Source organism: Limosilactobacillus sp., from assembly GCF_022651205.1.
Lineage (GTDB): Bacteria > Bacillota > Bacilli > Lactobacillales > Lactobacillaceae > Limosilactobacillus.
The window spans coordinates 1-26,047 of record NZ_JALCQI010000021.1; the positions used below are offsets into that span (position 1 = coordinate 1).

The window sequence follows — 26,047 nt, forward strand, 5'->3', positions numbered from 1 at the left end:
CCCTGCTACACAAGGGTTCTCTATTGCTACTTGTCACGACGCTTTTCAGCAATCCGAGTAGCCTTACCAGTACGTTCACGTAAGTAGTACAACTTAGCACGACGTACACGACCATGACGAAGAACGTCAATCTTAGCAACACGTGGTGAGTGTACTGGGAAAGTACGTTCAACACCAACACCGTTACTAATCTTACGAACAGTGTAAGTAGCACTGATACCAGCACCGTGACGCTTGATAACGATACCTTCGAACATCTGAACACGTTCACGTGAACCTTCAACAATGAGGGCGTGAACCCGAACAGTATCACCGGCACGGAAATCTGGAATATCATCCCGTAATTGACTTGCAGTAATCTTTTCGATTAACTTGTTTTGACGCATAAAAATTCTATCCTTTCGCCGACATTCATGTCCAACTTGGGCAGCGGAATACCGTTTCTTATGGCTAAACAGCCATTTATTACTATACTAGGTTTTCTCTTCCCTTTCAAGGGTTATTTTGATTGATGTTCCTTATTAATGATCGAATGACGAATTCCGTAAACAAAATAGATGAGTAGGCCAATCATAAACCAAATGATCATCATGATCTTGGCATCGACGTTTAATCCCCAGAAAATCACTGCCGAGAATAGAGCGGAAATTGCTGGCAATACTGGGTAGCCGGGCATTCTGAATTGTGCCATCGGGAGATCCTTTCCCTCGCGCGGACGAAGAGCATAGATCCCGAATGAGACAAAGATAAACGCAACTAAAGTTCCAGCAGATACTAGAGTAGCTAAAAACGTAAACGGAAAAACGGAGCCAAGGATCATGGCTAGAAACGTAATCATCCATAACGCACGATTAGGGACATGCTTGTGGTCAATGTGACCGAGGCTCTGTGGAAGCAGCCCATCACGACCAAAAGCATAGATTAAACGGGATGATGCAAGCAGGATGGCAATTAAAGCAGAAAAGATTCCGACAATCGCAACAATCGACAATAAGTTAGCGGTAAGGTAATGCCCCGATTGACGTAACGCCCAGGCAGCTGGTTCTGCATTATTAGCGTAGCGACTGTACTTAAACATCCCCACAAGAACAAGTGAAACTGCAATAAAGAATCCAGTTCCCAAGACAAGGGTCCCAATCAACCCCCTTGGCATTGTCTTCTGCGGATTAATCGTTTCTGCGGTATTTGCTGCGATTGCATCAAAACCGACATAGGCGATAAAAATTTGGGCGGTTCCGGCAAGGATCCCCTGCCAACCACCGAAAGTTGTTCCAGCAACGTGTGGTGGGATAAATGGTGAATAATTCTGTGGATGAATTGCTGTCATCCCAACCACAATAAACATTAAAATAACCAGGAGCTTGACACTCACGATGATGTTCTCGATCCGGCTAACCTGATGAACACCACGTGAAATTAGGATTCCCACAGCTAAGATTGCGACTGCAGCAAGGATATCAACGTAGGAGCCCTTTTGTGGGTTGAACCCTCCCGTTAACGCTACTGGCAATTTAATGCCAAAACTAGCAAGGAATCCCTGCATATAAGCGGACCATCCTGAGGCAACAAAAGCAACCGAAATAAAATATTCCGCAAGAAGGGCCCAACCTGCGATCCAACCAAAGAATTCGCCGAATAAAACATTAATCCACGAGAAGGCAGAGCCAGCAAAAGGCAATACCGATGACGTTTCTGCATAGGCTAACGCTGATAAACCTGCTCCAATTGCGGCGACAATAAACGCTAATGGAACAGCTGGACCTGTATGATCAGCCGCCACGATTCCGGGAAGAGTAAAGATTGCTGTCCCAACAACCATCCCGGTCCCTAGGCCAATTAAATCAATCGTTCGCAGGCTTGGCGTTAGTTTAGCATCCTTACTCCGATATAATTCTGGATCCTGTTTCCATAATAACCGTTGAATAAACTTCTTCATTTGAACCCCTTTCTAGTCCGGTACATTTGGATCCTGATCGAGCTTCAAATCTTCAAGCATTATTCGTTGCTCACGAGTTAACTTAGCCGTCTTTAAGAGATCCGGCCGCCGTTCCAGGGTTCGTTTTAATGCCTCACGTTGACGCCATTCCTTGATTTTTTGGTGGTTACCACTAGTAAGAACTTCAGGAACCTTCATTCCCCGAAAATCAGCTGGTCGGGTATACTGAGGATACTCTAATAAACCATTACTAAAGGAATCGCCCATTGGTGAAGACATATTCCCTAATACACCGGGCACAAAACGAACAGTAGCATCAATCATTACCATTGCCGCTAGTTCCCCACCGGTTAGGACATAATCACCTAATGAAGCCTCGTCAGTAACCAGATTGCGAATTCGCTCATCATAACCCTCATAATGACCACAAATAAATGTAAGGTGCTCTTCCTGAGACAGCTCCTGAGCATACTCCTGATCGAATTTTCGCCCAGCTGGATCCATTAAGATTACCCTGCCCTTAGGATATTGATCCTGGGTTTCCTTATCAATAGCAGCCATTGCATCAAAAATTGGTTGTGCTTGCAAAAGCATTCCAGCGCCACCGCCAAATGGTGTATCGTCAACCCGATTATGTTTATTATCCGTATAGTCTCGAAAATCGGTTACTTTAATATCAAGAAAACCATTTTCCTGAGCCTTTCCGATAATTGATTCGCCAAGGGTGGCTTGAAACATATCCGGGAAAAGACTTAAGATATCAATTCTCATTATTCAAGGCCCTCCAATAATTCAACTTCAACTACCCCATTATCCAAATCAACATTTTTAATTACGTCATCAATCTTCGGCAGCAAAAGATCTGCCTTATGAGGACGCTGAACTACCCAAACATCATTGGCTCCTGGTGAAAGGATTTCTTTAATTGTTCCTAATTCACGTCCATCAATCGTTTTAACAGTTAGTCCAATAATCTGATGGTAATAATAGGTACCTTCTTCAAGAGGCTGCTGATCCTCTTCACTAACCCGTAATTCCTGGTTACGAAACTTTTCAACATCATTAATATTATCGTAGCCCACAAACTTAACGAGGATTGAGCCTTTATGAGGACGGGCAGACTCGATCTCTAACTCTAGTGGTGTACCTTCAATACTTTCCAAATAGAGCTTGGCACCTTTGGCAAACCGTTCATTAACAAAGTCAGTCGTCGGGATTACCCGTACTTCACCACGGATTCCGTGAGTATTAACTATTTTTCCAACATTATAAAATTTCATTTAAATTTCTCCAAAAATCGACAAAAACTCCCACAGATTAGTGTGGGAGTTTTTATTTTAGTGGCGGTGATCATTTATTAGTAACCGAATTCTTTTTGAATTGGAGCGTCGTGGACGTGCTCCTTCAACAATCGTTCGTAGAGCTGAAGCAATATGTCCCTGGCGCCCAATTAGGCGACCAACATCTTGGGGATGAACATCGACAACATATCGTTGAAAACGATCATCCTCAGACTGGGTAATTGACAAAGCATCCGGATGCCCTATCAACGGGGTTACTAAACTACGAATCAGCCCTTCAATATTGATCTCAGTCATGACTAAATATCACTACTTCTTAGCATACTTTGATTCGTGGAACTTCTTCATAACACCGGCCTTTTGAAGCATGTTACGAACAGTGTCAGAAGGTTGAGCACCCTTTTGTAACCAATCCATAATGGCATCTTCGTCAAACTTGATTTCCTTAGGAGTGGTCAATGGGTTGTAAGTACCTAAAGAAGTAATGAAACGACCATCACGTGGTGCACGTGAGTCAGCTACCACGATACGGTAGAACGGACGCTTCTTTGAACCCATACGCTTTAAACGAATTTTAACGGACATTCTTTGCACCTCCCTATAAATTTCTTAACAGGTAATAATATACCAGTCTTCCAAAAGAATGTAAAGTATTTTTTCTTGACAGGCTAAATATTTTTCTTTTTCTTCATTCCAAGGCCGAAACTAGTTAGCAAGCTAGCCAAACCAAGGGCTAGTACCCCCTTATCTTGTCCCGATCCAGTTTGTGGTAACTGTGGTTGTTCAGTTATTGGCTTATTCTGTACACTCAATACCGTATTAGGCTTCTTTACCTTAATTGGGCCAGGATTAGGATTATTTTGTGGAGTTGGCTGTGGAGTCGGAGTTTGACTTGGTTGAGGAGTCGGTGTCGGAATCGGTTGTGGCTGTGGTTCTGGAACTGGTTGCGGCTGGAGTTGAGGTTGTGGATTTAGTTGTAGATCCGGCTTAGGCTGCGGACGTGGTGTTGGCGTTGGATCTGGTTTAGGTTGTGGTTTGGGTGTCGGTTGTGGCTGTGGTTCTGGAACTGGCTGCGGTTGTGGTTTGGGTTGTGGTGTCGGATCAGGTTTTGGATCCGGTTTAGGCTTAGGCGTTGGTTGTGGATCTGGCTTAGGTTCATCCTTTACATAAACAACGTATTCCTCAAAGTTATCATGAGGATAACCAAATGGCTTTTCACTACCGATTTCCGAAATTCTTTTGCCACTGTAGACTACTTTATTGTCAGTTTTGTTTCCTCGATAGGTTGAATAATGAGTTACTCCAGGAATATCAATATCATCAAATTGTTCTTTTGTCTTAAAAGAACCACTTACTCCAGTATCACTGGTAAAGGTGACTTGACGAACCTTATCAGGAATTAGTTTACCATTATCATCTTTCATCTGGTCACCCTTAACATCTACATAGTGGATCGTTTGCCTAATAATTCCATAAAATATAGAATTAACGGCTGCTTGATTAAGCGGTTTTGAATCAGTTCCCATATCAATCCAGTAACCATAATCGGTATCGTAATTAGTCTTCCCCTGACTCGCCACATTGACATGCCAAGGATGACCGTTCATATAATCACGAACTTTTTCGTTGCGGATCGAGTACCCATAGAGCCAGTTCTTTTTTTGCTGATTGAAATAGGTTGCCTTTTTAGTATCTTCTTCTGAACTAGTAATACCTTCTTCAGGCAATAATGCGTTCCTCATAGTAGGGGTCCAGGTAATTAACGTAACGGGAGATAGATTAATACTTTTTCCAGTGCCGTCATCCCCAGCCGACGTAGTCTTAAACCCTTTATAATCATCATCAATTACCACATGGTACGTTTCTTTATCACTACCATCTTCAACCGCTGTTACTTTAACTTTAGGCTTCTGGTAAGTGAATTGATCAGATAGATAGTAACTATCGTTGTTAGTCAAATGATCTACTAAGTATGAAGAGACTTTCGAATCTGACGGTACAATTAAACCTTGTAACGCTTTTTGTAAATTCTCAGCACTAACAAAGCTAGTTGTTACATCTTGGTTTGAGGCCGGTTTAGTAACCGTAATCGTAAAGTTGCGTCCCAAGTTTGCTAAGGAAATACCGACACCTTGCCATTGATTATCGGTAACTTGTAAAGTTTCTTTTCCATCTATCTTTCGCCACATATGTGCAGGAGTATTACCTGTATGGTCAATTGCTTGAGGCTTTGAGGTTACCGAAATATCACTTCCGCCCCTCTTCCTTTTAACTACATTAAGACGGATACCACTGTTAAATGATTCGTTACCAATTTGAAGATCATTGTGGGGCGTATAACTCGTGGCTCCATCATCACTGTAAAGCGTAATTGTTTCACTTGGTTTAAGGACTTGCTTGTCACCATTACTACTGATGTTATACCAAATCATTTTTGCCTTAATATCAACATCGCCATTCTCCCCAGACTGGTTCCTTAAATAATTACTTAAGACATCATTAAAAATAATTCGGTAATAACCGTTACTTCCAGCGTTACTTATATCGTCCTTATTCTCGTTATCAATTTCATCCCACTTAATCATTCCAGTAGAAGAAGTCTCAGGAGACGATTGCTTATAGCTTTCGGTATCACCACTAGGAACAATATACCCAATCGTGTGGCCTTGATACTGGATAGGCTTAATATTGTCCTTTTCATTATTTACAGCACCGTAACTGAAAGTGTATCTATTCCCTTTTATCGTTATATATGGCATTCCTAGCTTAATATCGATGTAGTCGCCCGCCTTTATTTGCCGTGCAGCATTAGCTAGCATTTTCATCTCTAAATCAAGGCTAGTTTGACCGCGTTCTCCTGATGCTTTATCCCCAGTTGTTTCGGTAACGGTATGTTTAATAACATTAATTGTTTGACCGACCTGACTATTAATTGGAGTGGTTGGCGTAATGGCTTGTTGATCAGATTGCTGGGTTTGCCCCGCTGGATTTGTACCTGTTCTCAAAGTAACTGAACCGTTTGAATTACTAACAGGTGTTTTCTGTTCCTGACCAATCTCCTGATTAGCTTCTTTATTAGCTGTTGCGGCTTGTGCTTTTGTATTCATCCCTGCCAAAATAGCCGTTGATAAAAGCACCGAAGCAACCCCAACACTTAACTTCCGCAACCCATAATGTGGCTCTTCTTTTCCCCATAGAAAGTTGTTTTGATTATTCTTTGAAACCAATTTCATCACTCCATTGTAGGATAATAAATCGTTATCACTCCGCAAATTGACTTATCATGTTTCCGGAAAGACATTGCAATTTTAGCTCTCTAACTTTCTAATGACAAGTTGCCAAAATATCAATTAATCAATTGATAAGCACTGAATTATCATCAATTATTTACATTTAATTGACGACTACCTATTCATTGTTAATTATCGTCACTTAAATAAACTACGATTCTCAAATAATTTTTTCATAATAATTATAAGAAAAAAGCTGATTGATTAATTACTTATCTAGTAATCAATTAATCAGCTTTGATTTTACTAAAATTAGTGACGCTTTCTGAGCTTGCGGAGCTTCTTGATCCGCTTTTGCTTATCCTTCTTCATCTTCCGGGCCATATGGCTCATTGCCATTTGTCCCATCTTACCGCCTGGCATTCCTGGCATTTGGCCACCAAACATGTTTTGCATACCATTAAAGTTTCCGTTGGTGACCTGTTTCATCATCTTCCGCATCTGGTTGAATTGTTTGATCATTCGATTTACTTCAACGATTGGTCGACCTGCACCAGCTGCCAACCGACGACGACGGCTTGGATTCATCAGATCCGGATTTTCCCGTTCTTCAGGTGTCATTGAATAGATGATTGCCCGAATATGATCTAATTGCTTTGGATCAAGGTTTAAATTCTTCAAGGCAGGGTTATTAGCCATTCCCGGCATCATCTTAATGATGTTTTCCAATGGTCCCATTTTGGTTACCTGATCCATTTGTGATAAGAAGTCGTTGAAATCAAAGGTGTTTTCACGCATCTTATCCATTGTTGCTTGGGCTTGTTCTTCATCGAAATCCTTCTGGGCTTTTTCGATCAGGGTCATCATGTCACCCATTCCAAGGATCCGTGATGCCATCCGGTCAGGGTGGAAGACATCAAGATCTGACATCTTTTCACCTTCACCGACGAACTTGATTGGCTTACCGGTAACGGCACGAATTGACATGGCAGCCCCACCACGGGTATCACCATCAAGCTTCGTCAATACAACACCCGTAATGTCGAGTTTGTCATCAAATCCCTGAGCGGTATTAACTGCATTTTGACCCGTCATTGAGTCAATTACCAAGAGAATTTCGTCGGGGTTAACCAACTTCTTAATGTTAGCCAGTTCGTCCATTAACTGTTCGTCAATTTGGAGACGACCAGCAGTATCAATGATCACATAGTCGTTATGGTTCTGCTTAGCAACTTCCATCCCTTCGCGGACGATCTCAACTGGATCAACGTCGGTTCCCTTTTCAAATACCGGAACATCAATCTGATCAGCGACCTGCTTCAACTGGGTAATTGCGGCAGGACGGTAAACATCGGCGGCAATGAAAAGTGGTCGCGCCTTATCTTCGTTTTTGAGTCGTAATGCTAATTTACCAGCAGTTGTCGTTTTACCGGCACCTTGAAGACCAACCATCATGATAACGGTTGGAATATGGGCAGCCTTGTTAAGCGGAACTGCCTCTTCACCCATTAATTCTGTTAACTCATCATTAACAATCTTAACGATTTGTTGAGCGGGATTTAACCCCTTCAACACTTCTGCACCAGCAGCCTTTTCACGGACCTTTTTAACGAAGTCCTTCACAACGGCAAAGTTAACATCCGCTTCAAGTAATGCTAACCGAATTTCCCGCATTGTTTCCCGAAAATCTGCTTCGGTAACCTTTGGCTTCCGTCGTAGCTTTTCCATCGCCTTTTGAAGACGATCTGTTAATCCTTCAAATGCCATCTTTTATTCTTCCTCCAAATTTTCCAAGTGACCAACCAACTCATTTAATTGCTGGTCATTTGGATAATGTTGTTTCACGTATTGTTGAATTTCATCCGCTTGCTTATTTCGTGCCTGAAATTCAGCGTCCAAATGCAACTTAGCCTCGTAGTCTTCCAGGATCTTTTCAGTCCGCTTAATATTATCATACACTGCCTGACGACTTACATGAAAATTCTCAGCAATTTCGCCAAGTGAAAAATCATCGGCATAGTAAAGTTCAAGGTACTGATTCTGCTTCTCCGTTAGAAGTGGTTGGTAAAATTCAAACAACGAATTAATTCGCTCATTCTTTTCGATTTCCATTGGTAAGCAGCTCCTTAACTAATCGACTTCAACTAAGCCCTTGAAAAGTCCATAAACAAACTCACTGGCATTAAACTTCTGTAGATCATCAACCTTTTCACCTAGACCAACATACTTAACTGGCAAGTGAAGCTCGTTTCGAATTGCCAAAACAATCCCCCCACGAGCAGTTCCGTCTAGTTTAGTTAAGACGATTCCGGTCACATCTGTACTTTCCTTAAACAACTTAGCCTGATTTAAGGCATTTTGACCAGTGGTTGCATCCAATACAAGGAGCACTTCATGTGGTGCATCAGGAATTTCACGGGTCAGGATCCGCTTCATTTTAGCTAATTCCTTCATCAAATTAACCTTATTTTGTAGTCGACCCGCTGTATCAACGAAAAGAATATCATAATTTTCTTTTTTGGCTTTTTGAACGGCATCAAAAACGACTGCTGCAGGATCCCCATTCTCAGGTCCGGTAACGATATCAACACCATCACGCTTAGCCCATACATCAAGTTGCTCGGTTGCTCCTGCCCGGAAAGTATCTGCTGCTGCTAAAAGGACCTTTTTCCCTTGACCCTTAAACAAGGCAGCCATCTTCCCAATGGTCGTCGTCTTTCCGGCACCATTGACACCAACAAACATAATTACAGTTGGGCCTTCCTTGGCAAAGTTCAAGTTAGGATTCTCATTCTTACCTGCTTTTTCATATAACTCAACCATTTTTTCAACAATAACGTTTGAGACATCCTGCTTACTCTTCGCATTTTGCAGTTTTACTTCTTCACGGAGTTCGTCACTAAGCTTCATTGCCATGTCATAGCCAACATCAGACTCAATCAGCATGTCTTCAAGATCGTCAAAGAAGTCTTCATCCACATGACGGAAATTAGCTAAGAACCGGTTTAATCGAGCGCCAAAACCAGTTCGTGATTTTTCTAATCCTTGGTCGTACTTCTTTTCTGGAGTCTCTTCTTCAGCAACTTCAGTAGTCGGTTCCTTAGCCTCATCACTATCTCCCTCTGCATCATCCATTGCTGGTTCAGAAGCTTCACTTGTAGTCTCTGATTCTGCGGATTCTACCGTTTGAGAGACATTTTCCTCAGTACTTGCTACTGCCTCAGCAGAATTCGTTGCACTCTCCGCTAAAGTATCTGTAGTTTGCTCAGCGGAATCCTCTGCGACTGAGGCTTCTGAGACTGTTTCACTACTATCCTGTTCAACCTTTTCTGCACTCGAAGGAGTTGCTTGAGCCTCACTAACATTTTCTTGACGTGGTTCCTCATCAGCACTACTCTGTGGAACTATTTCTGTTCCACTATCACTAGTGACTTCTCTATCGGCCTGCTCTTCAGGTTTAGGCGCCTGACTTTGTTCTTCTTGTTTATCTTCATGTTTCTTATGACGACGAAAAATATCAAATAATCCCATAAATTACGCCTTCCTTCTAGTCATTTTGTTCTTCTAATGCATCAACAACATCAACCGAAACCATTCTTGAAACCCCGGACTCTTGCATTGTGACCCCGTAAAGAACGTTGGCATTCATCATCGTCCCTTTTCGGTGAGTAATCACAATGAATTGCGGGCCATCACTTCCAAAGTGGCTCAGGTAATTGGCAAATCGCTGAACATTTACTTCGTCCAATGCTGCCTCTGGTTCATCCAGAATTGCGAACGGTACTGGACGGACTTTCAAGATTGCAAATAAAAGGGTAATTGCTGTTAATGCCTTTTCACCTCCTGAAAGGAGACTCATTCGTTGGTTCTTCTTTCCAGGTGGCTGAGCCATAATGTCAATTCCCGTTGTTAACAGGTTATGCGGATCAGTCAAGACTAATCGTGCATGTCCCCCTGCAAATATTTGCCGGAAGGTTTGATCAAAGGCGACTGAAACTTTATTAAAGGTCTCGGTAAACTTTGATTTAACCTGTTCATCCATCTCATTCATCGTTTTAGTCAGCTGATCACGTGAAGCTAATAAGTCTTCCTGCTGGGTTGACAAGAAATCATAACGTTCCTTGACACGCTTATACTCGGCAATCGCGCCAGTATTAACTTCGCCCAGATCATCCAGGCCCCGTTTTAATAGCTTCAATTTAATTGCTAACTGTTCATCAGGAAGATCACTAATTTTCTCACGTGCTTCACTAATGGTCATTGAATACTGTGAGCTCAAATGATTCAAATAATTGTCGATTTGTGACTCTTCCCTTACCTGCTGAGCTTTAATCTGGTTCAACTCATTAATTGCTGCTGCTAATAATTCACGGAGACGATCGTGTTTTCCTTCGGCAGTAGTCACTTTTTGATCAATCAGCGTTAGCTTTTTCTTGGCGTTTAGTAACTGTTGCCTAGCAGAATCCAACTGTTCCTTAGCGTCCTGTAACGCGGTTTCATTAGATTCATTATCAGCATGATCACTATTAATTTGCAGATTGAGTTGTTCAATTTGGTGATTAAGGTGATCAACGTTAATCTGAAGCGTTTGTTTCTCACGTTGCTGATCATGTTGCCGACTTTCAACTTGTTGCAAACGTTCTTTAGCCACGGCAATCCACTGTTCCATCTGGTGAAGTTGCTGGCTCTGAGCTGACTCATCACTCTGTAACTGCTTAACCTGATCCTGCAATTCGGCAATCTGTTGCTTATTAGTATCAAACTGCTTCTGTGAATTTGCTAACTGCTGGTTGTTTTTGTCTACCTGCTGTTGATAATCAGCATGTTGATTTCCTTGTTGATCAGCTTGAAATTCAAGTGCCGAAACCTGTCGCTCAAGTGCCTGGCATTGACTTTGCAAAATTTGTCGCTGTCCAGTCACTGAATGAAGCTTTTCAGTTGCTTCCTGAAGGTGTTCCTGAAGCTCTTGTAACTGCTCTTCACCCTGCTTTTGAGCCGCCTGTATCTGGACAACCCGCTTTTCTAACTGGCTTGCATTGGTCTGCTCCTTGTCGAGAGCGGTCTGAAGTTGTCCAGCTAACTGTTTCTGACTAAGCAGGCCAATCCGTTGGTGACGGTTTGCACCCCCGGTCATTGACCCACTAGCATTAACCAGTTGACCATCAAGAGTGACAATTCTAACGCGGTGGTGACCCTGCCGAGCAATTACCGTTGCATGATCAAGGTTATCAACGACAACCGTATTACCCAAAAGGTGTTGGGCAACAATATCATACTTTGGATCATATTCAATTAGATCAGTCGCTTTCCCAATATAACCAGGTAATGACTGCAGCTGGTTAAAAATCGTTGAGGGTTGACGATAGCTTAAAGTATCAAGGGGGAGGATGGTTACCCGTCCAGCACGTTGATGAACGAGGTACTTGATAATTTGTTTGGCCGTTGATTGGTATTCAACTACTAATTGCTGTAATTGACTGCCCAGAACTGTCTCAATTGCTACCGTATATTTTTCTGGCACAGTAATCAGTTCGTTTACCGCCCCATCAAGTCCAGCAAATTGTTGACGCTGCTTAAGAACATGCTGAACACCTTGATAGTATCCTGAATATTCTTCCTGCATTGATCGGTAATTCTTGATCCTGGACTGGAGCGAGTGAACATCCCCTAATGATTGGTACCACGAACGCTGTGCTTCTTGGTACTCTAATTGACGATGATTTTGGCGATCCTGTTGTGAATTCAACTTCTCTTGAAAACTTGCAACCTGATCCTGTTGCTCTTTTGCAGCCCTTTTCGCATCACTACTTTGTTTCTTAACGTCACTTAATCGTTCACGTGCCGATTGAAGTTCTGCATTACTTTGCTGCTGAGCATTAACCGTTTGTTCATGGTTACTCTTCAGAAAGGCCTGTTGATTTTGCAACGTTGTGATTTGCTGCATCAAATCGACCTGCATTCCCCGTAATTTCTCTAATTTTGCGGTAACATGCTGAATCCGCTGACTACTACTCATCTGTCGAGCAGCTGTTAACTCAGCCTGATGCGTACTAATGGCCTCTTTTTGAGATTGAACTTGTTCATTAGTTTGGTTTAGTTTTTGTTCAACTTCTTCTTGTTGCTTTTGCAAGCTTTCCAATTGGCTGGTTAACCGTTTACGCTCTTGAAGTTGCTGCTCCCGCTTGATTGACGATACTGATTGCTGATTTTGCAATTTTCCAATCATTTCTGTATTCGCCAGGATCTTTGACTGGAGCTGATCCTTTTCTGATTGAAGATTAACTTGCTGCTTTTTTAAACGGTTCAAAGCAGTAGTTGATTCAGCTAGTTGTGCGGTATAATCGTCAACCATCTTCTGATCACTTGCTATTTTCCCTTTTAGGCTAGTTAACTTCTTATTAGTCTGATCATAAAGACGAACAGTCTGCGTCCGGTCCAAAAGATCATACTGCCCCTTTTGTTCCAGATAATCTTCCGCAAGAGCACTTTCATCAGCTAAGGGTTCCAACTGACCAGACAATTCGGCAATAATATCGTTAACCCGATTCAGGTTATCCATTGTAGAAGAAAGGCGCTTTTCAGCAATGTCCTTATTCTTCTTATACTTTGCAACCCCAGCAACAGTTTCAATAATCGAACGGCGATCAACTGGTTTACCATTAAAGATTGCTTCAATTCGTCCCTGGGAAATAATCGAAAATGATTCCCGTCCTAAACCTGAATCAATGAAGAGATCGGTAATATCTTTTAACCGCACTTCCTGACCATTAACCAAATATTCACTATCACCATTACGATATAGTTTTCGTGTAATTGTCAATTCAGTAAAGTCACTAGCAAGGTAATGATCACTATTATCAAAGGTAATCGAAACAAGTGCACGGTTGAGTGGTTTTCGATCGCTTGAACCATTAAAAATGACATCCGCCATTTTATCACCACGAAGCTGATGGGCGGACTGTTCACCCATTACCCAGCGAATTGCCTCAATAATGTTACTCTTTCCACTTCCATTAGGGCCAACAATACCTGTCATTCCCGGCTTAAACTTAATCGTCGTCTTCTGAGCAAAGGACTTAAAGCCATCCAATGTTAGAGATAATAACTGCATAGCGATTACTTACCTTCTTGACGTAGTTTATTAAGAGCCTGACTTGCGGCTTGCATTTCAGCATGTTTCTTTGAAGAACCAATTCCTTCACCGATAACTTCACCATCGGCAGAAACATTAACCTTAAATTTTGGATCGTTCTCTGTTCCTGACTCTTCAAGAAGATGATACTCAATATCGACATCGCCATCTCGTTGAAGGAATTCCTGAAGACTAGTTTTAGCATCAACTGCGTGGTCAAACCACCCCATATCAAGTTTAGGGAAGATTACCCGTTGAACAAACTTTTCAACGGCGGGCCGACCTTGATCCAAGTAAAGGGCTCCAATAAATGATTCAAAAATATCACAAAGAAGACCTGAACGTTGACGAGCCCCAGCCATCTCTTCACCATGTCCCAAACGAATATATTGATCAAAATGGCATTCCTTAGCAAACTTGGAAAAACTGTCTTCACATACCATTGCAGCACGAAGACGAGTCAACTTCCCTTGTGGCAGCTCAGGGAACCGCTTGTAAATATATTCAGAAACAATTAATTCCAACACGGCATCGCCAAGAAATTCAATTCGTTCGTAGAACTTAAGCCCTTGATGAGGGTGTTCATTTACATAAGATGCCTGAGTAAATGCTTCCGCAAGCAAATCAGGGTTATCAAAATGAATATCAAATTCCTTGGCCAGGTAGTCTTGTAAATCCTTAATAATAAAAACTTCCTTTCTTCTAACTTATAAATGCGAAAAAAGCCGCGACAAAGCACAAGCCTTCATCGCGGACCTCAAATAACTATTAATCAGCGGTATGTTCGGCAATGTAGTCAACTACTTCACCAATCGTACTTAACTTTTCAGCATCTTCATCGTCAATCTCTTCGCCAAAAGTATCTTCTAGCTCAAGAACGAATTCAACAAAGTCAATTGAATCAGCATCTAAATCAGTTTTTAAATTCAATTCATCAGTAATTTTAGCTCGATCAACATCGAAGTGATCAGCCACAATCTCTGAAACCTTATTAAAGATTTCTTGCTTTTTATCTTCAGCCATTGATTGTTACCTCTCTTTATTAGTTCGCTATTATTTTAGGCGTTTTTTGCCCTCTTGTCTACTCATTGTTTTGGTCAAAGAATTTTGCGGTCTCGTCAATTACACCAGTTTTTAGCATAGTTCTGATCTGACTAATGGTATTTTTTACCGCAGTCGCATCGGATGAGCCATGTGTTTTCACTACCGGTGCTTTCAAACCAAGAAGAACAGCTCCACCATATGTTGATGCACTCATCTTTTGACCAATCCGATGAAAGACTGGTTTTAGCATTAAGTAACCCAATTTAGCGCGAAGACCACCATTGAGGATGCCGTCCTTAATTAGTGTCATCATCATCTTAGCAGTGCCCTCGGTTGCCTTTAAGGCTGCATTAGCTGTCCAGCCATCACTAACGATTACATCTGCCTTTCCAAACAGTAAATCACCTGATTCGACATTGCCGATAAAGTTAAGTTCCTCTTCATCGTTTAACATTTGCCAAACATCCTTATGCAGCTTGTCACCCTTATCCTCTTCAGCACCGTTATTCAAAAGTGCGATTCGTGGGTTAGCTACCCCAAGGACCTTTTCAGCATAGAATTTCCCAAGGTAAGCAAATTGAAGGAGGTTCTTTTCTTTACTTTCAGCGTTTGCTCCAGTATCAAGGTAAACAAAGTTTTGTCGCTTTGCACCAGGCTTTGCGATTGGGAGAATACTAGTCAGTCCAGGACGATCGATCCCTCGTACTCGACCAACAATAAAAATCCCGGCAGCAAGAACCGCTCCCGTATTCCCGGCAGAAAAGAATGCATCGGCATCCCCCTCTTTTACCGCGCGGGCAGCTCGAACAATTGAGGAATCCTTTTTCTTCCTAATTGCTCGCACTGGTTCTTCTCCCATTGAGATTTCCTCAGTCGTTTTTACAATGTTAAGACGTTCCTCGTTGTTTATTATTGGCTTGATCTTTTCTGGATCGCCATACAAGTCAAATTTTAAATCTGGATATAGGTCTCGTGCTTCTTCAACTCCATCAATAATTGCTTTGGGAGCATTGTCACCGCCCATTGCATCTACTGCTATTTTCATCCGTTTAACCTCCTCAGTCAAAATGCGTTTCTAGCTCGTGTCGTTTTAAATAAAGTACCAGTGGCTGGTTCTCGTCAATTTGGTCCCAGTTTGGCGTTATTAATAGGTTGGTAGCATCCTCCTTTGCAATTTGAAGAATTTTCAAATCACCAATTGGGTCACCAACCTTAAAATCAGGAAGCCCTGATTGTTTAGCGCCCAGGACATCGCCAGCTCCACGTAATTCTAGATCCCGTTGTGCAACCTTAAAGCCATCAGTCGTTGCAACCATTGTTTTCATTCGTGCAATTCCTTCATCAGTTTTTGGATCGGCAATTAATAAGCAATAGCTTTGGCGGTTTCCACGTCCTACACGTCCTCGCAATTGGTGCAATTGTGCAAGACCGAATCGGTCGGCATTGTAAATAACCATTACGGTTGCATTAGGGTTATCAACACCAACTTCAATAACGGTCGTTGAAACAAGAACCTGAATTTTACCGTCCTGAAATTTCTTCATGGCAGTATCCTTTTCTTCGGTACTCATTCGCCCATGAAGCAAGCCGACCCGATAATCAGGTTGAAAATAGTTGGCCAATCGCTGATAAAGGTCCGTAGCGTTCTGGACATCAAGTGCTTCTGATTCTTCGATTAGCGGGCTAACAACGTATGCTTGTGCCCCCTGGTTTAATTCCTGCCGAAGGAACTTTAAGGCATCACTACTCTGCTTGTCTTTAAGCCAACGAGTTTCGATCGGCTTTCGACCAGCAGGCAATTCATCAATTACTGAAACATCCATATCACCGTATGAGGTAATCGCAAGGGTTCGTGGAATCGGTGTTGCGGTCATTGCAAGAACATCAGGGTGCTCACCCTTTTCACGTAATTGCTGCCGCTGGTTAACCCCGAAGCGATGCTGTTCATCCGTAATTACCAAGCCTAGATTAGCGTACTCAACATCTTCCTGAATTAGAGCATGAGTCCCTATTATTAAGTTAATATCGCCTTTTTTGATTGCATTTATCAATTCACGGTGCTGCTTTGCTGTTAATGAACCCGTAAGAAGGCCAACATGAACATGGGTCCCGGCAAAAACCTTCGCTAATTTTTCAGCATGCTGAGTTGCTAAAATTTCGGTAGGCGCCATTAATGCAGCCTGGTAACCCGCTGTAATCGTTGCATAAATAGCGATTGCGGCAACGATTGTTTTCCCCGAACCGACATCCCCTTGAAGAAGCCGATTCATTTGCACTGGTTGCCTCAAATCACGACAAATTTCGTTTACAACCTTCTTTTGAGCATTTGTTAATTCAAATGGCAGTCGGGCGATAAAGGCCTTAACCTCATCATTATGGTACAAAATTCGCGTACCATCTTCGTGACGATGTGCTTGACGAATTGCTTGCAGTCGCAACTGAAAGAGAAAGAATTCTTCATACGTAGCTGTTCGCCGTGCTGCTTTAGCAACCGATTGACTTTCCGGAAAATGAAGATTCTTAATCATTTCCCGTCGGTCCATCAGCCGATACCGTTGGCGAAGCTGAATCGGTAGTAATGTCGGAATAATTCGCTGGTATTCATCATATGCCTGACGAATTAGCGATTTTAAGGTTCCCTGACGGAGATGCTTATTAACAGGATAAACAGCGCCAAACTCATTTTCTGGCGTTCCTGCCGTACTAATAAGTTTTGTTCCCGTTACCTGTTGACGACTGGAATCCCATTTCCCCATTACGGTAACTTGCCGATCTAGTTCAACTTGTTTTTTTAGGTAGGGCTGGTTAAAGAACGTCGCCATAATAACTCGCTGACCAACTTGCAGACGAAAGCTCAATCGGTTTCGTCGATAGCCAAAGCGACTAAATAATGGCTCAGAAACGATTTTCCCCTTAATAGTTACCTTTTGCTTGTCCTTTACATTTTCCAAATCGTTAGGAGTAAAGTCGTCGTACCTAGTTGGGTAGTAGGTTAAGAGATCCTCAATCGTATCAATATTTAACGTTGCTAAATCACTAACCCGCTTCGGCCCTACACCTTTTAAAACCGAAACCGGATCTTGAAGACTTTTCATCATACTACCCTCCTCTCATACTACGAAAAAAGTTGGATGGTCATCTGGTAACCAGTGTCCTGCATCCAACTCTTATTTTTATTTAAGCTATTCAACGGAAATAAGGTATGGATATACTGGCTGGCCACCTTCATAAATCTCGGTTTCCAATTCGTCATCCACTTCTTCAACGGCTTTTTTGATTTCTTCAGCCGTCTCTTTATCCCCATCTTGGCCATACAAAATAGTTACGATTTCACTATCATCATCTAGCATTTTCTTAACCATTTTAATTGCAGCTTCTTTTAGGTCAGGATCCGTATCAACGATCTTACCATCAACAATTCCCATGAAGTCATCCTTCTTAATTGATTGACCGTCGATTTCAGTATCACGGATAGCATTAGTAACCTCACCGCTCTTAACCCCAGTAAGGTTTTCCTCCATGTTGGCTTGATTATCCTCTAAGGATGCTTCTGGGTTATATTCAAGGAGTGCAGTCATTGCTTGTGGAATCGTCTTACTATGAACGATCTTAGTTGGAATTTCTGCAATTTGAGCTGCCTGATCAGCGGCCATGAAAATATTACCGTTGTTTGGCAATACAATTGCTCGCTTAGCTCCACTGGCATTAATAGCGTCCGCAATGTCCTGAATGCTTGGGTTCATTGTCTGACCACCCTTAATAACGTGGGTTACTCCAAGGCTTTCTAATAATTTAGCAATTCCGTCTCCTGAAGCTACCGCAATCACAGCAGTTTCTGGTTTAGGCTTTGCCGCTTCCCGAGCCTTTTCAATCGGGCTCTCGGACATTTCAGCTTCTTCTTCGTCATGTTCCATAATTTCTTCTTGTTGCCAAACCATATTATGAATTTCAATGGTTTGAAGATCGCCAAACTGCTGACCCCATGACAAGACTTCACCAGGGTGCTCAGTATGGACGTGAACCCGAACAACAGAATCATCATTAAGGACTAGTAAACTGTCACCCATTTTGGCAAGGTAATTATAAAAGGTATCATAATCAAACTTTTGCTTGACCTGTTTCCCCTTACCAATCCGAACTAGCATCTGCGTGCAGTAGGTATACTTAATGTCTTCAGGATTAAGCTTACCCTGAACACTCTTGTGGTCCATGGCTTTAACCATCTCATCAACTTCAGCAGTGTCAGGCTTGTAGCTATCATCCTTATCAACCTTGCCGCTCAAAGCTTCATCAAACGCTTGAAGGACACTAACAAGCCCTTGACCACCTGAATCAACAACACCAACCTGCTTTAAAACAGGTAATAATTCAGGAGTCTTTTTTAAGGCAACTGTAGATGCTTCATAAATGGCATGCATTACTTCGACTACATCGTCAGTTTCCTTAGCCTTGTCCATTCCTGCCTGGGCTGATTCACGGACAACCGTTAGAATCGTCCCTTCAGTTGGCTTCATCACTGCCTTATATGCCACTTTAGCTCCGTTGGCGTACGCATCAGCGAAGTCGTGAGCATCTAATACGTCCTTGCCTTCAGCGCCCTTAGCGAATCCACGGAAAATCTGTGAAAGGATTACTCCAGAATTACCACGGGCACCCATTAATAGTCCTTTAGCTAAGGCTCCAGCTAAATCACCTACCTTGGTGCTGTTAGCATTTCGTTCATACTTAGCACCACTAGCCATTGATGATGTCATGTTTGTTCCCGTATCACCATCAGGAACCGGGAAAACATTTAGTGAATTGATAAATTCAGCATTCTTGCTCAGCTTACTAGCAGCAGCCTGAACCATCTTGCCAAATTCAAGATTCGTAATTTCAGTTACAGCCAATTATCTTTCCTCCTAGTAACATGAATTAATCTTCAAGTGAGCGCACACCTTGAACACAGACATTAACTGAGTTTGCCGTAATGCCAAGCATTGATTCAAGGTTATACTTTACCTTTGATTGAACACTCTTCGAAACTTCTGAAATTTTGGTACCATAACCAACAATGATATTAACATCGACAGCAACACCATTGTCCTGTTGACGAACAACAACTCCACGGCTAAAGTTCTCACGACGCAGGATTTGGTTTACGCCATCACGTAAAGGATTCCGTCCTGCCATACCGACTACACCATAGTTATCAGTGGCCGCACCACCAACAACAGCTGAAATCACATCATTATCAATATCAATTATTCCAGATTGTGTTTTAATTTTAACTGCCATTATATGGCCTCCTTATATTGGTCAACCAATGCTTCATTTATTAAAATGAGCATTTTAGCAATCATACTGTTAAAAACTCATACTAATAATACCATAGCAAGCAAAATGAAAAAAGTCGCCTGATCAAAAATGGTTAATGGCATATACTATCTTTAAATAAAAAAATAAGCCATCCTTTACCGAACGGCCTTATTTTTTGTTCAATTAAACCCGAGTCACTTTACCAGACTTCAGTGTACGTGCTGAAACGTAAACCTTCTTAGGCTTGCCGTTAACCAAAATGGTTACCTTTTGCAAGTTAGGCTTCCAGCTTCGACGACTTGAGTTAAGGGCGTGAGAACGCTTGTTACCAAAGCGTGTCCGTTTACCGTTGATAAAATCTTTAGCCATTGGTGGTACCCTCCTCTTTTTCATCTATATTTTTCGTTTTACGCATCTGCGTTATAACTCACTTAAACAATTTACCATAGGCTGGATAACAATGCAATAGTTTTCTTTCAAGTAATTTTCCTTGACAGGCTATTTAACTACTAAATCACGTGACTTGATCACCGCAACGATTCCAGAATCAAATTTAAAATGATTCTCTTCGCCTGTAAATTCATTACTCGACCAACAGAACGGTATTGTGGAATTCCAATTGGTCAATGGATACTTCTCGTCAATTAACGTTAAGCCGGATACTGGCGTTAAGTTAACAAATGCCAGGTACTTAAACCCCCTTACAGACATAATCGTGTGTTCACCAGGTAAGTAATAATTAACATAGTTCTGCTTATCAATAAGTTGGATCTTTTCCAAGTAGTCTTTGAAATCTTTCTCTAACGGTAAGAAAAGATTACTTAAATACTGGTCAAGTCGACCACCAGTTGCACCAAAAATAGCAATCTCATCTGGGTGATAAAGTTCGATTGCGTTCTTCACTCCTAACTGGGTGTCAGTAAAATCCTTTGCCGGTGGAAAAAGTTGAATATGATCAACCGAATTTTTCACTCGTTCAAATTGCTGTTTACTCGTCGAATCGAAATCACCGATTGCTACTGTTGGGATTATTCCTGCTTTAAGTAGGCGAGTTGCACCGATATCCACACCAAGCCACTTTTCCTTTTTTCGTGCCTGAACTTGTCCAAAAGGAATTAAAGCAGCTGGTCCACCAACCATAATGTTTAATCGCATTGCTTTCTCCTTAAAATAAAAAGCACCGTTGACCTTTTGTCGTTCGATGCTTTTCCAGTTTATTTTGTTGCATCCTTTAAGGCTTGAATACGTTCAGCAGGATCGTCTGCATTATAAACGTATGAACCGGCAACGGCTACTGTTGCTCCAGCGTTGTAACAATCAACAACGGTTTGGTTATTAACTCCACCATCAATTTCAATGTCAAAGTTATATCCTTTATTCATCTTGATTTGATTAAGTTGGGCAATCTTTTCAACAGTTTCAGGAAGGAACTTTTGTCCACCAAAACCAGGATTAACGGTCATTACTAAGACTTGATCAACCATGTGTAATACAGGTTCAATCATTGCCACTGGTGTTCCTGGGTTGATAACAACTTCCGCCTTTACGCCACCATTTTTGATAATTTGAAGCGCACGGTGAATATGTTGAGTTGCCTCAACTTGAACCCCGATGATGTCAGCACCAGCATCAATGAATGCAGGCAAAATATGTTCTGGATTTTGAACCATCAGGTGGCAATCAAGAACCATCTTTGTAATTGGCCGAATTGCCTTAACAAAGCCTGGTCCATAAGAAATGCTTGGTACAAATGAACCATCCATCACATCAATATGAAGATATTCTGCACCGGCTTTGTCTACTTTTTCAATATCCTTCTGTAAATTAACATAATCTGCACTGAGAATTGAAGGTGCTACTTTAATCATCTTTCTAAGACCTCATTTCTTATTCTTACTATAGTCTGGTTTTTGATCAGCAATCAAATTATGGAATTGAACATAATTATCATACCGGCTTTTCATGATTATACCATTTTTAACTGCATCTTTAACCGCACATTTTGGCTCTTTTAGGTGAAGACAACCCCTAAATTTGCATTCCCCAGATATTTTTTTCATCTCTGGGAAAAAGTTTGGCAATTCCTCAACTGTCATTTCAAAAGTCTCGTAAGAAGAAAATCCTGGAGTATCAGCAATCCATGCTCCGGCTACATTTAGCAAGCTAACTTTTCGGGTCGTGTGACGACCACGTTTTAGTGCTGTCGAAATTTCTCCCGTTGCAAGATCTAATTCAGGAGCTAAATGGTTAAGTAGGGTTGACTTTCCAGCACCCGTTTGTCCCATCATTGTAACGATTTGCCCCTGTAAAAGTGATTTAAGGTGAGTTAATTGTTCATCAGCAAATGCTTTCTGACTAAAGAATACTTGATAGCCAATCTCTCGGTAGTTATCAGCAACTTCCTTCAGTTCCAGGTACTCATCATTAGTTAAAAGATCAGTTTTGGAAAAGTAAATTATTGGAGTAATCCGCTGTGCTTCCAATGCAATTAACTGGCGATCCAATAAATTAGCTGAAAACACCGGCTCCTTTACGGCAGTTACAACAACCGCAGTATCAACATTTGCTACTGGTGGACGCACTAATTCATTCTTTCGTGGCAAAACCCGTAGTAAGTAGCCATCAGCAAACTCTACTCGATCACCTACAATTGGTTTAATCCTTTTTGCGCGAAAATTTCCTCGGGCCCGTGTCCGGTATATTTCACCATCAGACAAAATATCATAAAAGCCACTCAATGATTGTTGAATTATTCCTTGTTTCACCTTTAGCCTCCCTTATGCGGTAATGTTTGTTGCACTCATAATCGTTCGTCCGTTACGGACAACCCGATAAGCCCCCATTTCACCCTGACGGAGAGTAAATGGAACGTTAATTGTTGTTTCTTGGTTAATCGTAATATCTTGGTACTGCATGGTTAGATTATGCTGAGCATCCTTAATGTAAACCTGAACACGGTTTTCATGTTGACCACCATTACCATCAAACGGAATATTGATCTGGATATTGGTAGTTTTGGTCTCATTACCCGAATTGGCAACGGTCACCGTTAATGTATCACCACGTCCTAAGGTTGAACCTGCCTTTGGAGTTTGAGCGATGATATGGTTAGTTGCGACCGTCTTTGAAGTCTTTTCTTGGGTTGTTAGTTGCAAGTTATGCTCATTAGCAAATTTTTGTACAACACTGATATCCTGATTTTTAAAATTAGGGATTTTAATCTGGGCTTTACCAGCACTAACCTTAAACCGGATCGTCTTGTTTGCTGTAGCAACTGTTTTTCCCTTTGCATAATTCTGCTTTATGATTTGGCCAGGATCAACAGTTTCAGAATGAACATTTACTTTTTCAACGCGAAAACCTTTTGCACGAAGCGTTTTTGCAACTTCACTATAATCAGAGCCAACATAATCTGCCATTACCATTTGTTTAACGCCCTGACTAACCTTTAAATTAACGTAACTATTAACGCGAGCCTTATCACTACCATCTGGCGAGCTACTGATCACGTGATTCTTTGGCACGGTTGAGTCATAAGTCCTGGTTATATTGCCAACCCGTAAGTTATGTTTACGAAGTGTTTGTTCAGCCTTTACCGCGGCTTGTCCCTCAACATCGGGCATTACAACGGTTCGACCGAAAAACCACCAACCGCCAACACAAACAACGATCAATGCTAAGGCGCCGATTCCCGACCAAATATACTTTTTGTAATAATGCCAAAAAGTTTGGGGTTCATCGGTAGATTGGTCCTGTTTGTCCGATTCTTCCTTCTTATTTCGATGGCTCGGTAATTCAATTACTTTTGTCTCACCATCATCTTCAGTATTAAATTCAAGCCGTGATTCACTTTGTCTACTCGGATCCAAAGCTGTCTTTAAATCTGCTGCCATTGCTGCCGCAGACTGATAACGATCAGCTGGGTCCTTAGCAGTTGCTTTAATCACAACATTCTCCAATGATTGAGGAATATCCTTGTTAAAGTCGCGAACCGAAGGAATATTCTCCTTAAAGTGCTTCAAGGCAATTGAAACAGCTGTTTCGCCCTCAAAAGGAACTTCCCCTGTTAATAATTCATACAGGATAATCCCCAATGAATAAATATCAGACTGTTTGGTAGCGATACTGCCACGAGCCTGTTCAGGAGAAAGATAATGGACAGATCCCATTAACGTGTTGGTTTGGGTTAGTGAATCCTGATATGCCGCAACGGCAATACCAAAATCAGTAATCTTAACATCCTTATTCTCGTCAATTAAAATATTTTGCGGCTTTAAATCCCGGTGGATGATTCCGTGATCATGGGCTGTTTGCACCGCAGATAGAACTTGCTCCATAATGTCCACTACTTGTGGTAACGGAATCGGGAAATTTTTCTTAATATACGCCTTGAGATCTGTTCCTTTAACATACTGCATGACCATAAACTGCATCCCATGGTCTTCACCAATGTCATAAACACCAACTATGTGGGGATCATTTAATTGCGTTGCCGCCATTGCTTCACGTTCAAAGCGTCGTTGTGTATTCGGATCATCCCTTAAATCAAGACGAAGCAGCTTAACAGATACTTCGCGATCAAGGACTTCATCATGTGCTAAATAAACATTCGCCATTCCGCCTTCACCAAGCGTGCGAATAATCCTGTATCGTTGACCGATTTTATATCCAGGATTCATTGCTATCCCTCCTGGTTTTCTGCTAACCCTATCAGGACAGTGATATTATCTGGTCCACCAGCCTCATTAGCCATTTTAACTAGCCGTGAACACTTATCAGCAACAGGAAGTTCTGACTTCAATACTTCCATCAGTTGTTCACGAGTAATCATTTTTGAAAGGCCATCAGAGCACAATAAAACCTGGTCACCAGCTGAAATCTCAAAGCGATTAACTTCGATTCTTGCATCCGCTGATGCCCCAATTGCCCGGGTAATAATGTTGCTTTGTGGATAATTTTGGGCTTCTTCTTCCGTAATGTCACCATGTTTGACCAGCTCATTAACTAAGGAGTGATCAATTGTTACCTGTGTTAATAGGCCATCATGAAGAACATATCCCCGACTATCACCAATATTAGCTACTACCATTGCATTCTTAAAAATAATTGATGCAACTAAAGTAGTACCCATTCCCTGATACTTTGGGTTCTCTTTTGATTTTTTTAAGATTTCGTCATTGATTAATTGGACCTCACGTGCGAACCACCGGATTGCTTCCAATGATGAATTTGGTGAGGCCGCTTTAAATTGACGACCAAGGTGATCAACAGTCATTTGAGCAGCAACATCGCCACTCCGACTTCCACCGATTCCATCAGCGACAACCACCAAGAGAGTACCATCCGGAGCGGCAAATTTAGCTACCCGATCCTGATTTTCCTTTCGCAGATGACCAATATCTGTTTGATAAGCAATTTTCATAGACAATGCTTTTTCCCTTCTACAGATTTCGCTTAAGGCTACTAATAAAGAAGCCGTCGGAACCGTAATCACTCGGCAATATTGTTAAGGTTGCCGTAGCTCGATCGTCCTTAAGAGCACGCGCGGTTTTTGTTCTTTCCAGTTTAAAATCTGGATGTTTCTGAAGAAATTCACGAACAGTCTGTTCATTTTCTTCCTGCAGAATCGTACACGTGCTAAATGTAATTATACCGCCTTTTTTTACTTTTGGGGCAACTGCATCTAAAATTGCTAACTGAATTTTATGCAAATTTTGACTATCATGAGGTGTTTTTGTATAGCGAATCTCTGGTTTTCGCCGTAATAAGCCGATTCCACTGCAAGGAGCATCAACAAGGATCCGGTCAAATTCATCATCAGAAAATTTTTCTGCAACTTTTCGTGCATCAAGAGCTACTGGGGATACGACATTATTAACCCCCATTCGAAGGGCATTCTTTTTAATCAGCCGGACCTTATGCTTATGAATATCAAGGGCAACTACTTGTCCACCACGGTCGGCAGAAAGTCGTTCCGCAATTTGAACCGTCTTTCCACCTGGTGCCGCACATGCATCTAAGACCTTAAACTGTGGTTGCAAGTCCATACTCTCAACGGCTAGCATGGCACTCTCATCTTGAATCGTGATCGTACCGTTTCGTAATA

At 41.7% G+C, this 26,047-nt stretch carries 24 protein-coding genes; all 24 read right to left on the reverse strand.

Annotated elements, in window-relative coordinates; all coding sequences use genetic code 11:
• Positions 1 to 26 precede the first annotated feature (26 nt).
• Positions 27 to 386, reverse strand: coding sequence for a 50S ribosomal protein L19 (rplS, locus tag LKJ51_RS05305; RefSeq protein WP_056974551.1), 360 nt, complete (start codon positions 384 to 386; stop codon positions 27 to 29).
• 113 nt (positions 387 to 499) lie between these two features.
• Positions 500 to 1,936, reverse strand: coding sequence for an APC family permease (locus LKJ51_RS05310; protein WP_291979114.1), 1,437 nt, complete (start codon positions 1,934 to 1,936; stop codon positions 500 to 502).
• Between the two features lie 12 nt (positions 1,937 to 1,948).
• A complete protein-coding gene (gene trmD / locus LKJ51_RS05315; protein WP_291979115.1) occupies positions 1,949 to 2,707 on the reverse strand; it encodes a tRNA (guanosine(37)-N1)-methyltransferase TrmD in 759 nt (252 codons plus the stop codon).
• The gene (rimM, locus tag LKJ51_RS05320) at positions 2,707 to 3,216 is read right to left on the reverse strand and encodes a ribosome maturation factor RimM (protein ID WP_291979116.1); all 510 of its coding nucleotides are present in this window, start codon (positions 3,214 to 3,216) and stop codon (positions 2,707 to 2,709) included. The genes trmD and rimM overlap by 1 nt, the downstream gene beginning before the upstream one ends.
• 57 nt (positions 3,217 to 3,273) lie before the next feature.
• Positions 3,274 to 3,534 (reverse strand): KH domain-containing protein, encoded by a 261-nt coding sequence (locus tag LKJ51_RS05325; protein ID WP_291979117.1) that lies wholly within the window; start codon positions 3,532 to 3,534, stop codon positions 3,274 to 3,276.
• 12 nt (positions 3,535 to 3,546) lie between these two features.
• Positions 3,547 to 3,822, reverse strand: a complete 276-nt coding sequence (rpsP, locus tag LKJ51_RS05330; RefSeq protein WP_003717360.1) for a 30S ribosomal protein S16 — start codon at positions 3,820 to 3,822, stop codon at positions 3,547 to 3,549.
• Between the two features lie 83 nt (positions 3,823 to 3,905).
• Complete coding sequence (locus tag LKJ51_RS05335) at positions 3,906 to 6,464, reverse strand: YSIRK-type signal peptide-containing protein (protein ID WP_291979118.1); 2,559 nt, start codon at positions 6,462 to 6,464, stop codon at positions 3,906 to 3,908.
• Positions 6,465 to 6,779: 315 nt separating this feature from the next.
• Positions 6,780 to 8,234: a signal recognition particle protein gene (ffh, locus tag LKJ51_RS05340; RefSeq protein WP_291979119.1), complete on the reverse strand. Its 1,455-nt coding sequence runs from the start codon at positions 8,232 to 8,234 to the stop codon at positions 6,780 to 6,782.
• A gap of 3 nt (positions 8,235 to 8,237) precedes the next feature.
• A complete protein-coding gene (locus LKJ51_RS05345) occupies positions 8,238 to 8,579 on the reverse strand; it encodes a putative DNA-binding protein (RefSeq protein WP_291979120.1) in 342 nt (113 codons plus the stop codon).
• A gap of 18 nt (positions 8,580 to 8,597) precedes the next feature.
• Complete coding sequence (gene ftsY, locus LKJ51_RS05350) at positions 8,598 to 9,998, reverse strand: signal recognition particle-docking protein FtsY (protein ID WP_291979121.1); 1,401 nt, start codon at positions 9,996 to 9,998, stop codon at positions 8,598 to 8,600.
• A gap of 16 nt (positions 9,999 to 10,014) precedes the next feature.
• The gene (gene smc, locus LKJ51_RS05355; RefSeq protein WP_291979122.1) at positions 10,015 to 13,578 is read right to left on the reverse strand and encodes a chromosome segregation protein SMC; all 3,564 of its coding nucleotides are present in this window, start codon (positions 13,576 to 13,578) and stop codon (positions 10,015 to 10,017) included.
• Between the two features lie 5 nt (positions 13,579 to 13,583).
• Positions 13,584 to 14,285: a ribonuclease III gene (rnc, locus tag LKJ51_RS05360; protein ID WP_291979130.1), complete on the reverse strand. Its 702-nt coding sequence runs from the start codon at positions 14,283 to 14,285 to the stop codon at positions 13,584 to 13,586.
• Between the two features lie 82 nt (positions 14,286 to 14,367).
• Positions 14,368 to 14,622 (reverse strand): acyl carrier protein, encoded by a 255-nt coding sequence (gene acpP / locus LKJ51_RS05365; RefSeq protein ID WP_003717350.1) that lies wholly within the window; start codon positions 14,620 to 14,622, stop codon positions 14,368 to 14,370.
• Positions 14,623 to 14,680: 58 nt separating this feature from the next.
• Positions 14,681 to 15,688, reverse strand: coding sequence for a phosphate acyltransferase PlsX (gene plsX / locus LKJ51_RS05370; protein WP_291979123.1), 1,008 nt, complete (start codon positions 15,686 to 15,688; stop codon positions 14,681 to 14,683).
• 13 nt (positions 15,689 to 15,701) lie between these two features.
• Positions 15,702 to 17,738 (reverse strand): ATP-dependent DNA helicase RecG, encoded by a 2,037-nt coding sequence (gene recG, locus LKJ51_RS05375; RefSeq protein ID WP_291979132.1) that lies wholly within the window; start codon positions 17,736 to 17,738, stop codon positions 15,702 to 15,704.
• Positions 17,739 to 17,825: 87 nt separating this feature from the next.
• On the reverse strand, positions 17,826 to 19,532 hold the full coding sequence (locus tag LKJ51_RS05380) for a DAK2 domain-containing protein (RefSeq protein WP_291979124.1): 1,707 nt from the start codon (positions 19,530 to 19,532) through the stop codon (positions 17,826 to 17,828).
• Between the two features lie 25 nt (positions 19,533 to 19,557).
• On the reverse strand, positions 19,558 to 19,920 hold the full coding sequence (locus LKJ51_RS05385) for an Asp23/Gls24 family envelope stress response protein (protein WP_291979126.1): 363 nt from the start codon (positions 19,918 to 19,920) through the stop codon (positions 19,558 to 19,560).
• A gap of 204 nt (positions 19,921 to 20,124) precedes the next feature.
• Positions 20,125 to 20,310, reverse strand: a complete 186-nt coding sequence (gene rpmB / locus LKJ51_RS05390; RefSeq protein ID WP_003713527.1) for a 50S ribosomal protein L28 — start codon at positions 20,308 to 20,310, stop codon at positions 20,125 to 20,127.
• Positions 20,311 to 20,439: 129 nt separating this feature from the next.
• Positions 20,440 to 21,096 (reverse strand): thiamine diphosphokinase, encoded by a 657-nt coding sequence (locus LKJ51_RS05395; protein WP_291979127.1) that lies wholly within the window; start codon positions 21,094 to 21,096, stop codon positions 20,440 to 20,442.
• 59 nt (positions 21,097 to 21,155) lie between these two features.
• Complete coding sequence (rpe, locus tag LKJ51_RS05400; RefSeq protein WP_291979128.1) at positions 21,156 to 21,809, reverse strand: ribulose-phosphate 3-epimerase; 654 nt, start codon at positions 21,807 to 21,809, stop codon at positions 21,156 to 21,158.
• Between the two features lie 12 nt (positions 21,810 to 21,821).
• Positions 21,822 to 22,706 carry a ribosome small subunit-dependent GTPase A gene (gene rsgA / locus LKJ51_RS05405; protein ID WP_291980155.1) on the reverse strand — a complete coding sequence of 295 codons (885 nt, stop codon included), beginning with the start codon at positions 22,704 to 22,706 and terminating at the stop codon, positions 21,822 to 21,824.
• Between the two features lie 12 nt (positions 22,707 to 22,718).
• Entirely contained in the window at positions 22,719 to 24,620 is a 1,902-nt protein-coding gene (pknB, locus tag LKJ51_RS05410; protein ID WP_291979542.1) for a Stk1 family PASTA domain-containing Ser/Thr kinase, read from the reverse strand.
• 2 nt (positions 24,621 to 24,622) lie between these two features.
• Positions 24,623 to 25,363 (reverse strand): Stp1/IreP family PP2C-type Ser/Thr phosphatase, encoded by a 741-nt coding sequence (locus LKJ51_RS05415; protein WP_291979543.1) that lies wholly within the window; start codon positions 25,361 to 25,363, stop codon positions 24,623 to 24,625.
• Positions 25,364 to 25,382: 19 nt separating this feature from the next.
• The coding region (locus LKJ51_RS05420) for a methyltransferase domain-containing protein (RefSeq protein ID WP_291980156.1) at positions 25,383 to 26,047 on the reverse strand (665 nt) is incomplete at its 5' end.

Excerpts from the sequence above, each read along its gene's own strand:
- rpsP (WP_003717360.1), bottom strand. The coding sequence starts at position 3,822 with ATGTCCGTTAAAATTCGTTTAAAGCGTATGGGTTCAAAGAAGCGTCCG.
- pknB (WP_291979542.1), bottom strand. The coding sequence starts at position 24,620 with ATGAATCCTGGATATAAAATCGGTCAACGATACAGGATTATTCGCACG.
- LKJ51_RS05310 (WP_291979114.1), bottom strand. The coding sequence starts at position 1,936 with ATGAAGAAGTTTATTCAACGGTTATTATGGAAACAGGATCCAGAATTA.
- ffh (WP_291979119.1), bottom strand. The coding sequence starts at position 8,234 with ATGGCATTTGAAGGATTAACAGATCGTCTTCAAAAGGCGATGGAAAAG.
- acpP (WP_003717350.1), bottom strand. The coding sequence starts at position 14,622 with ATGGCTGAAGATAAAAAGCAAGAAATCTTTAATAAGGTTTCAGAGATT.
- plsX (WP_291979123.1), bottom strand. The coding sequence starts at position 15,688 with ATGAAAATAGCAGTAGATGCAATGGGCGGTGACAATGCTCCCAAAGCA.
- ftsY (WP_291979121.1), bottom strand. The coding sequence starts at position 9,998 with ATGGGATTATTTGATATTTTTCGTCGTCATAAGAAACATGAAGATAAA.
- recG (WP_291979132.1), bottom strand. The coding sequence starts at position 17,738 with ATGAAAAGTCTTCAAGATCCGGTTTCGGTTTTAAAAGGTGTAGGGCCG.
- smc (WP_291979122.1), bottom strand. The coding sequence starts at position 13,578 with ATGCAGTTATTATCTCTAACATTGGATGGCTTTAAGTCCTTTGCTCAG.
- rpe (WP_291979128.1), bottom strand. The coding sequence starts at position 21,809 with ATGATTAAAGTAGCACCTTCAATTCTCAGTGCAGATTATGTTAATTTA.
- LKJ51_RS05325 (WP_291979117.1), bottom strand. The coding sequence starts at position 3,534 with ATGACTGAGATCAATATTGAAGGGCTGATTCGTAGTTTAGTAACCCCG.
- trmD (WP_291979115.1), bottom strand. The coding sequence starts at position 2,707 with ATGAGAATTGATATCTTAAGTCTTTTCCCGGATATGTTTCAAGCCACC.
- rimM (WP_291979116.1), bottom strand. The coding sequence starts at position 3,216 with ATGAAATTTTATAATGTTGGAAAAATAGTTAATACTCACGGAATCCGT.
- LKJ51_RS05395 (WP_291979127.1), bottom strand. The coding sequence starts at position 21,096 with ATGCGATTAAACATTATGGTTGGTGGACCAGCTGCTTTAATTCCTTTT.
- rplS (WP_056974551.1), bottom strand. The coding sequence starts at position 386 with ATGCGTCAAAACAAGTTAATCGAAAAGATTACTGCAAGTCAATTACGG.
- rpmB (WP_003713527.1), bottom strand. The coding sequence starts at position 20,310 with ATGGCTAAAGATTTTATCAACGGTAAACGGACACGCTTTGGTAACAAG.
- LKJ51_RS05415 (WP_291979543.1), bottom strand. The coding sequence starts at position 25,363 with ATGAAAATTGCTTATCAAACAGATATTGGTCATCTGCGAAAGGAAAAT.
- LKJ51_RS05385 (WP_291979126.1), bottom strand. The coding sequence starts at position 19,920 with ATGGCAGTTAAAATTAAAACACAATCTGGAATAATTGATATTGATAAT.
- LKJ51_RS05345 (WP_291979120.1), bottom strand. The coding sequence starts at position 8,579 with ATGGAAATCGAAAAGAATGAGCGAATTAATTCGTTGTTTGAATTTTAC.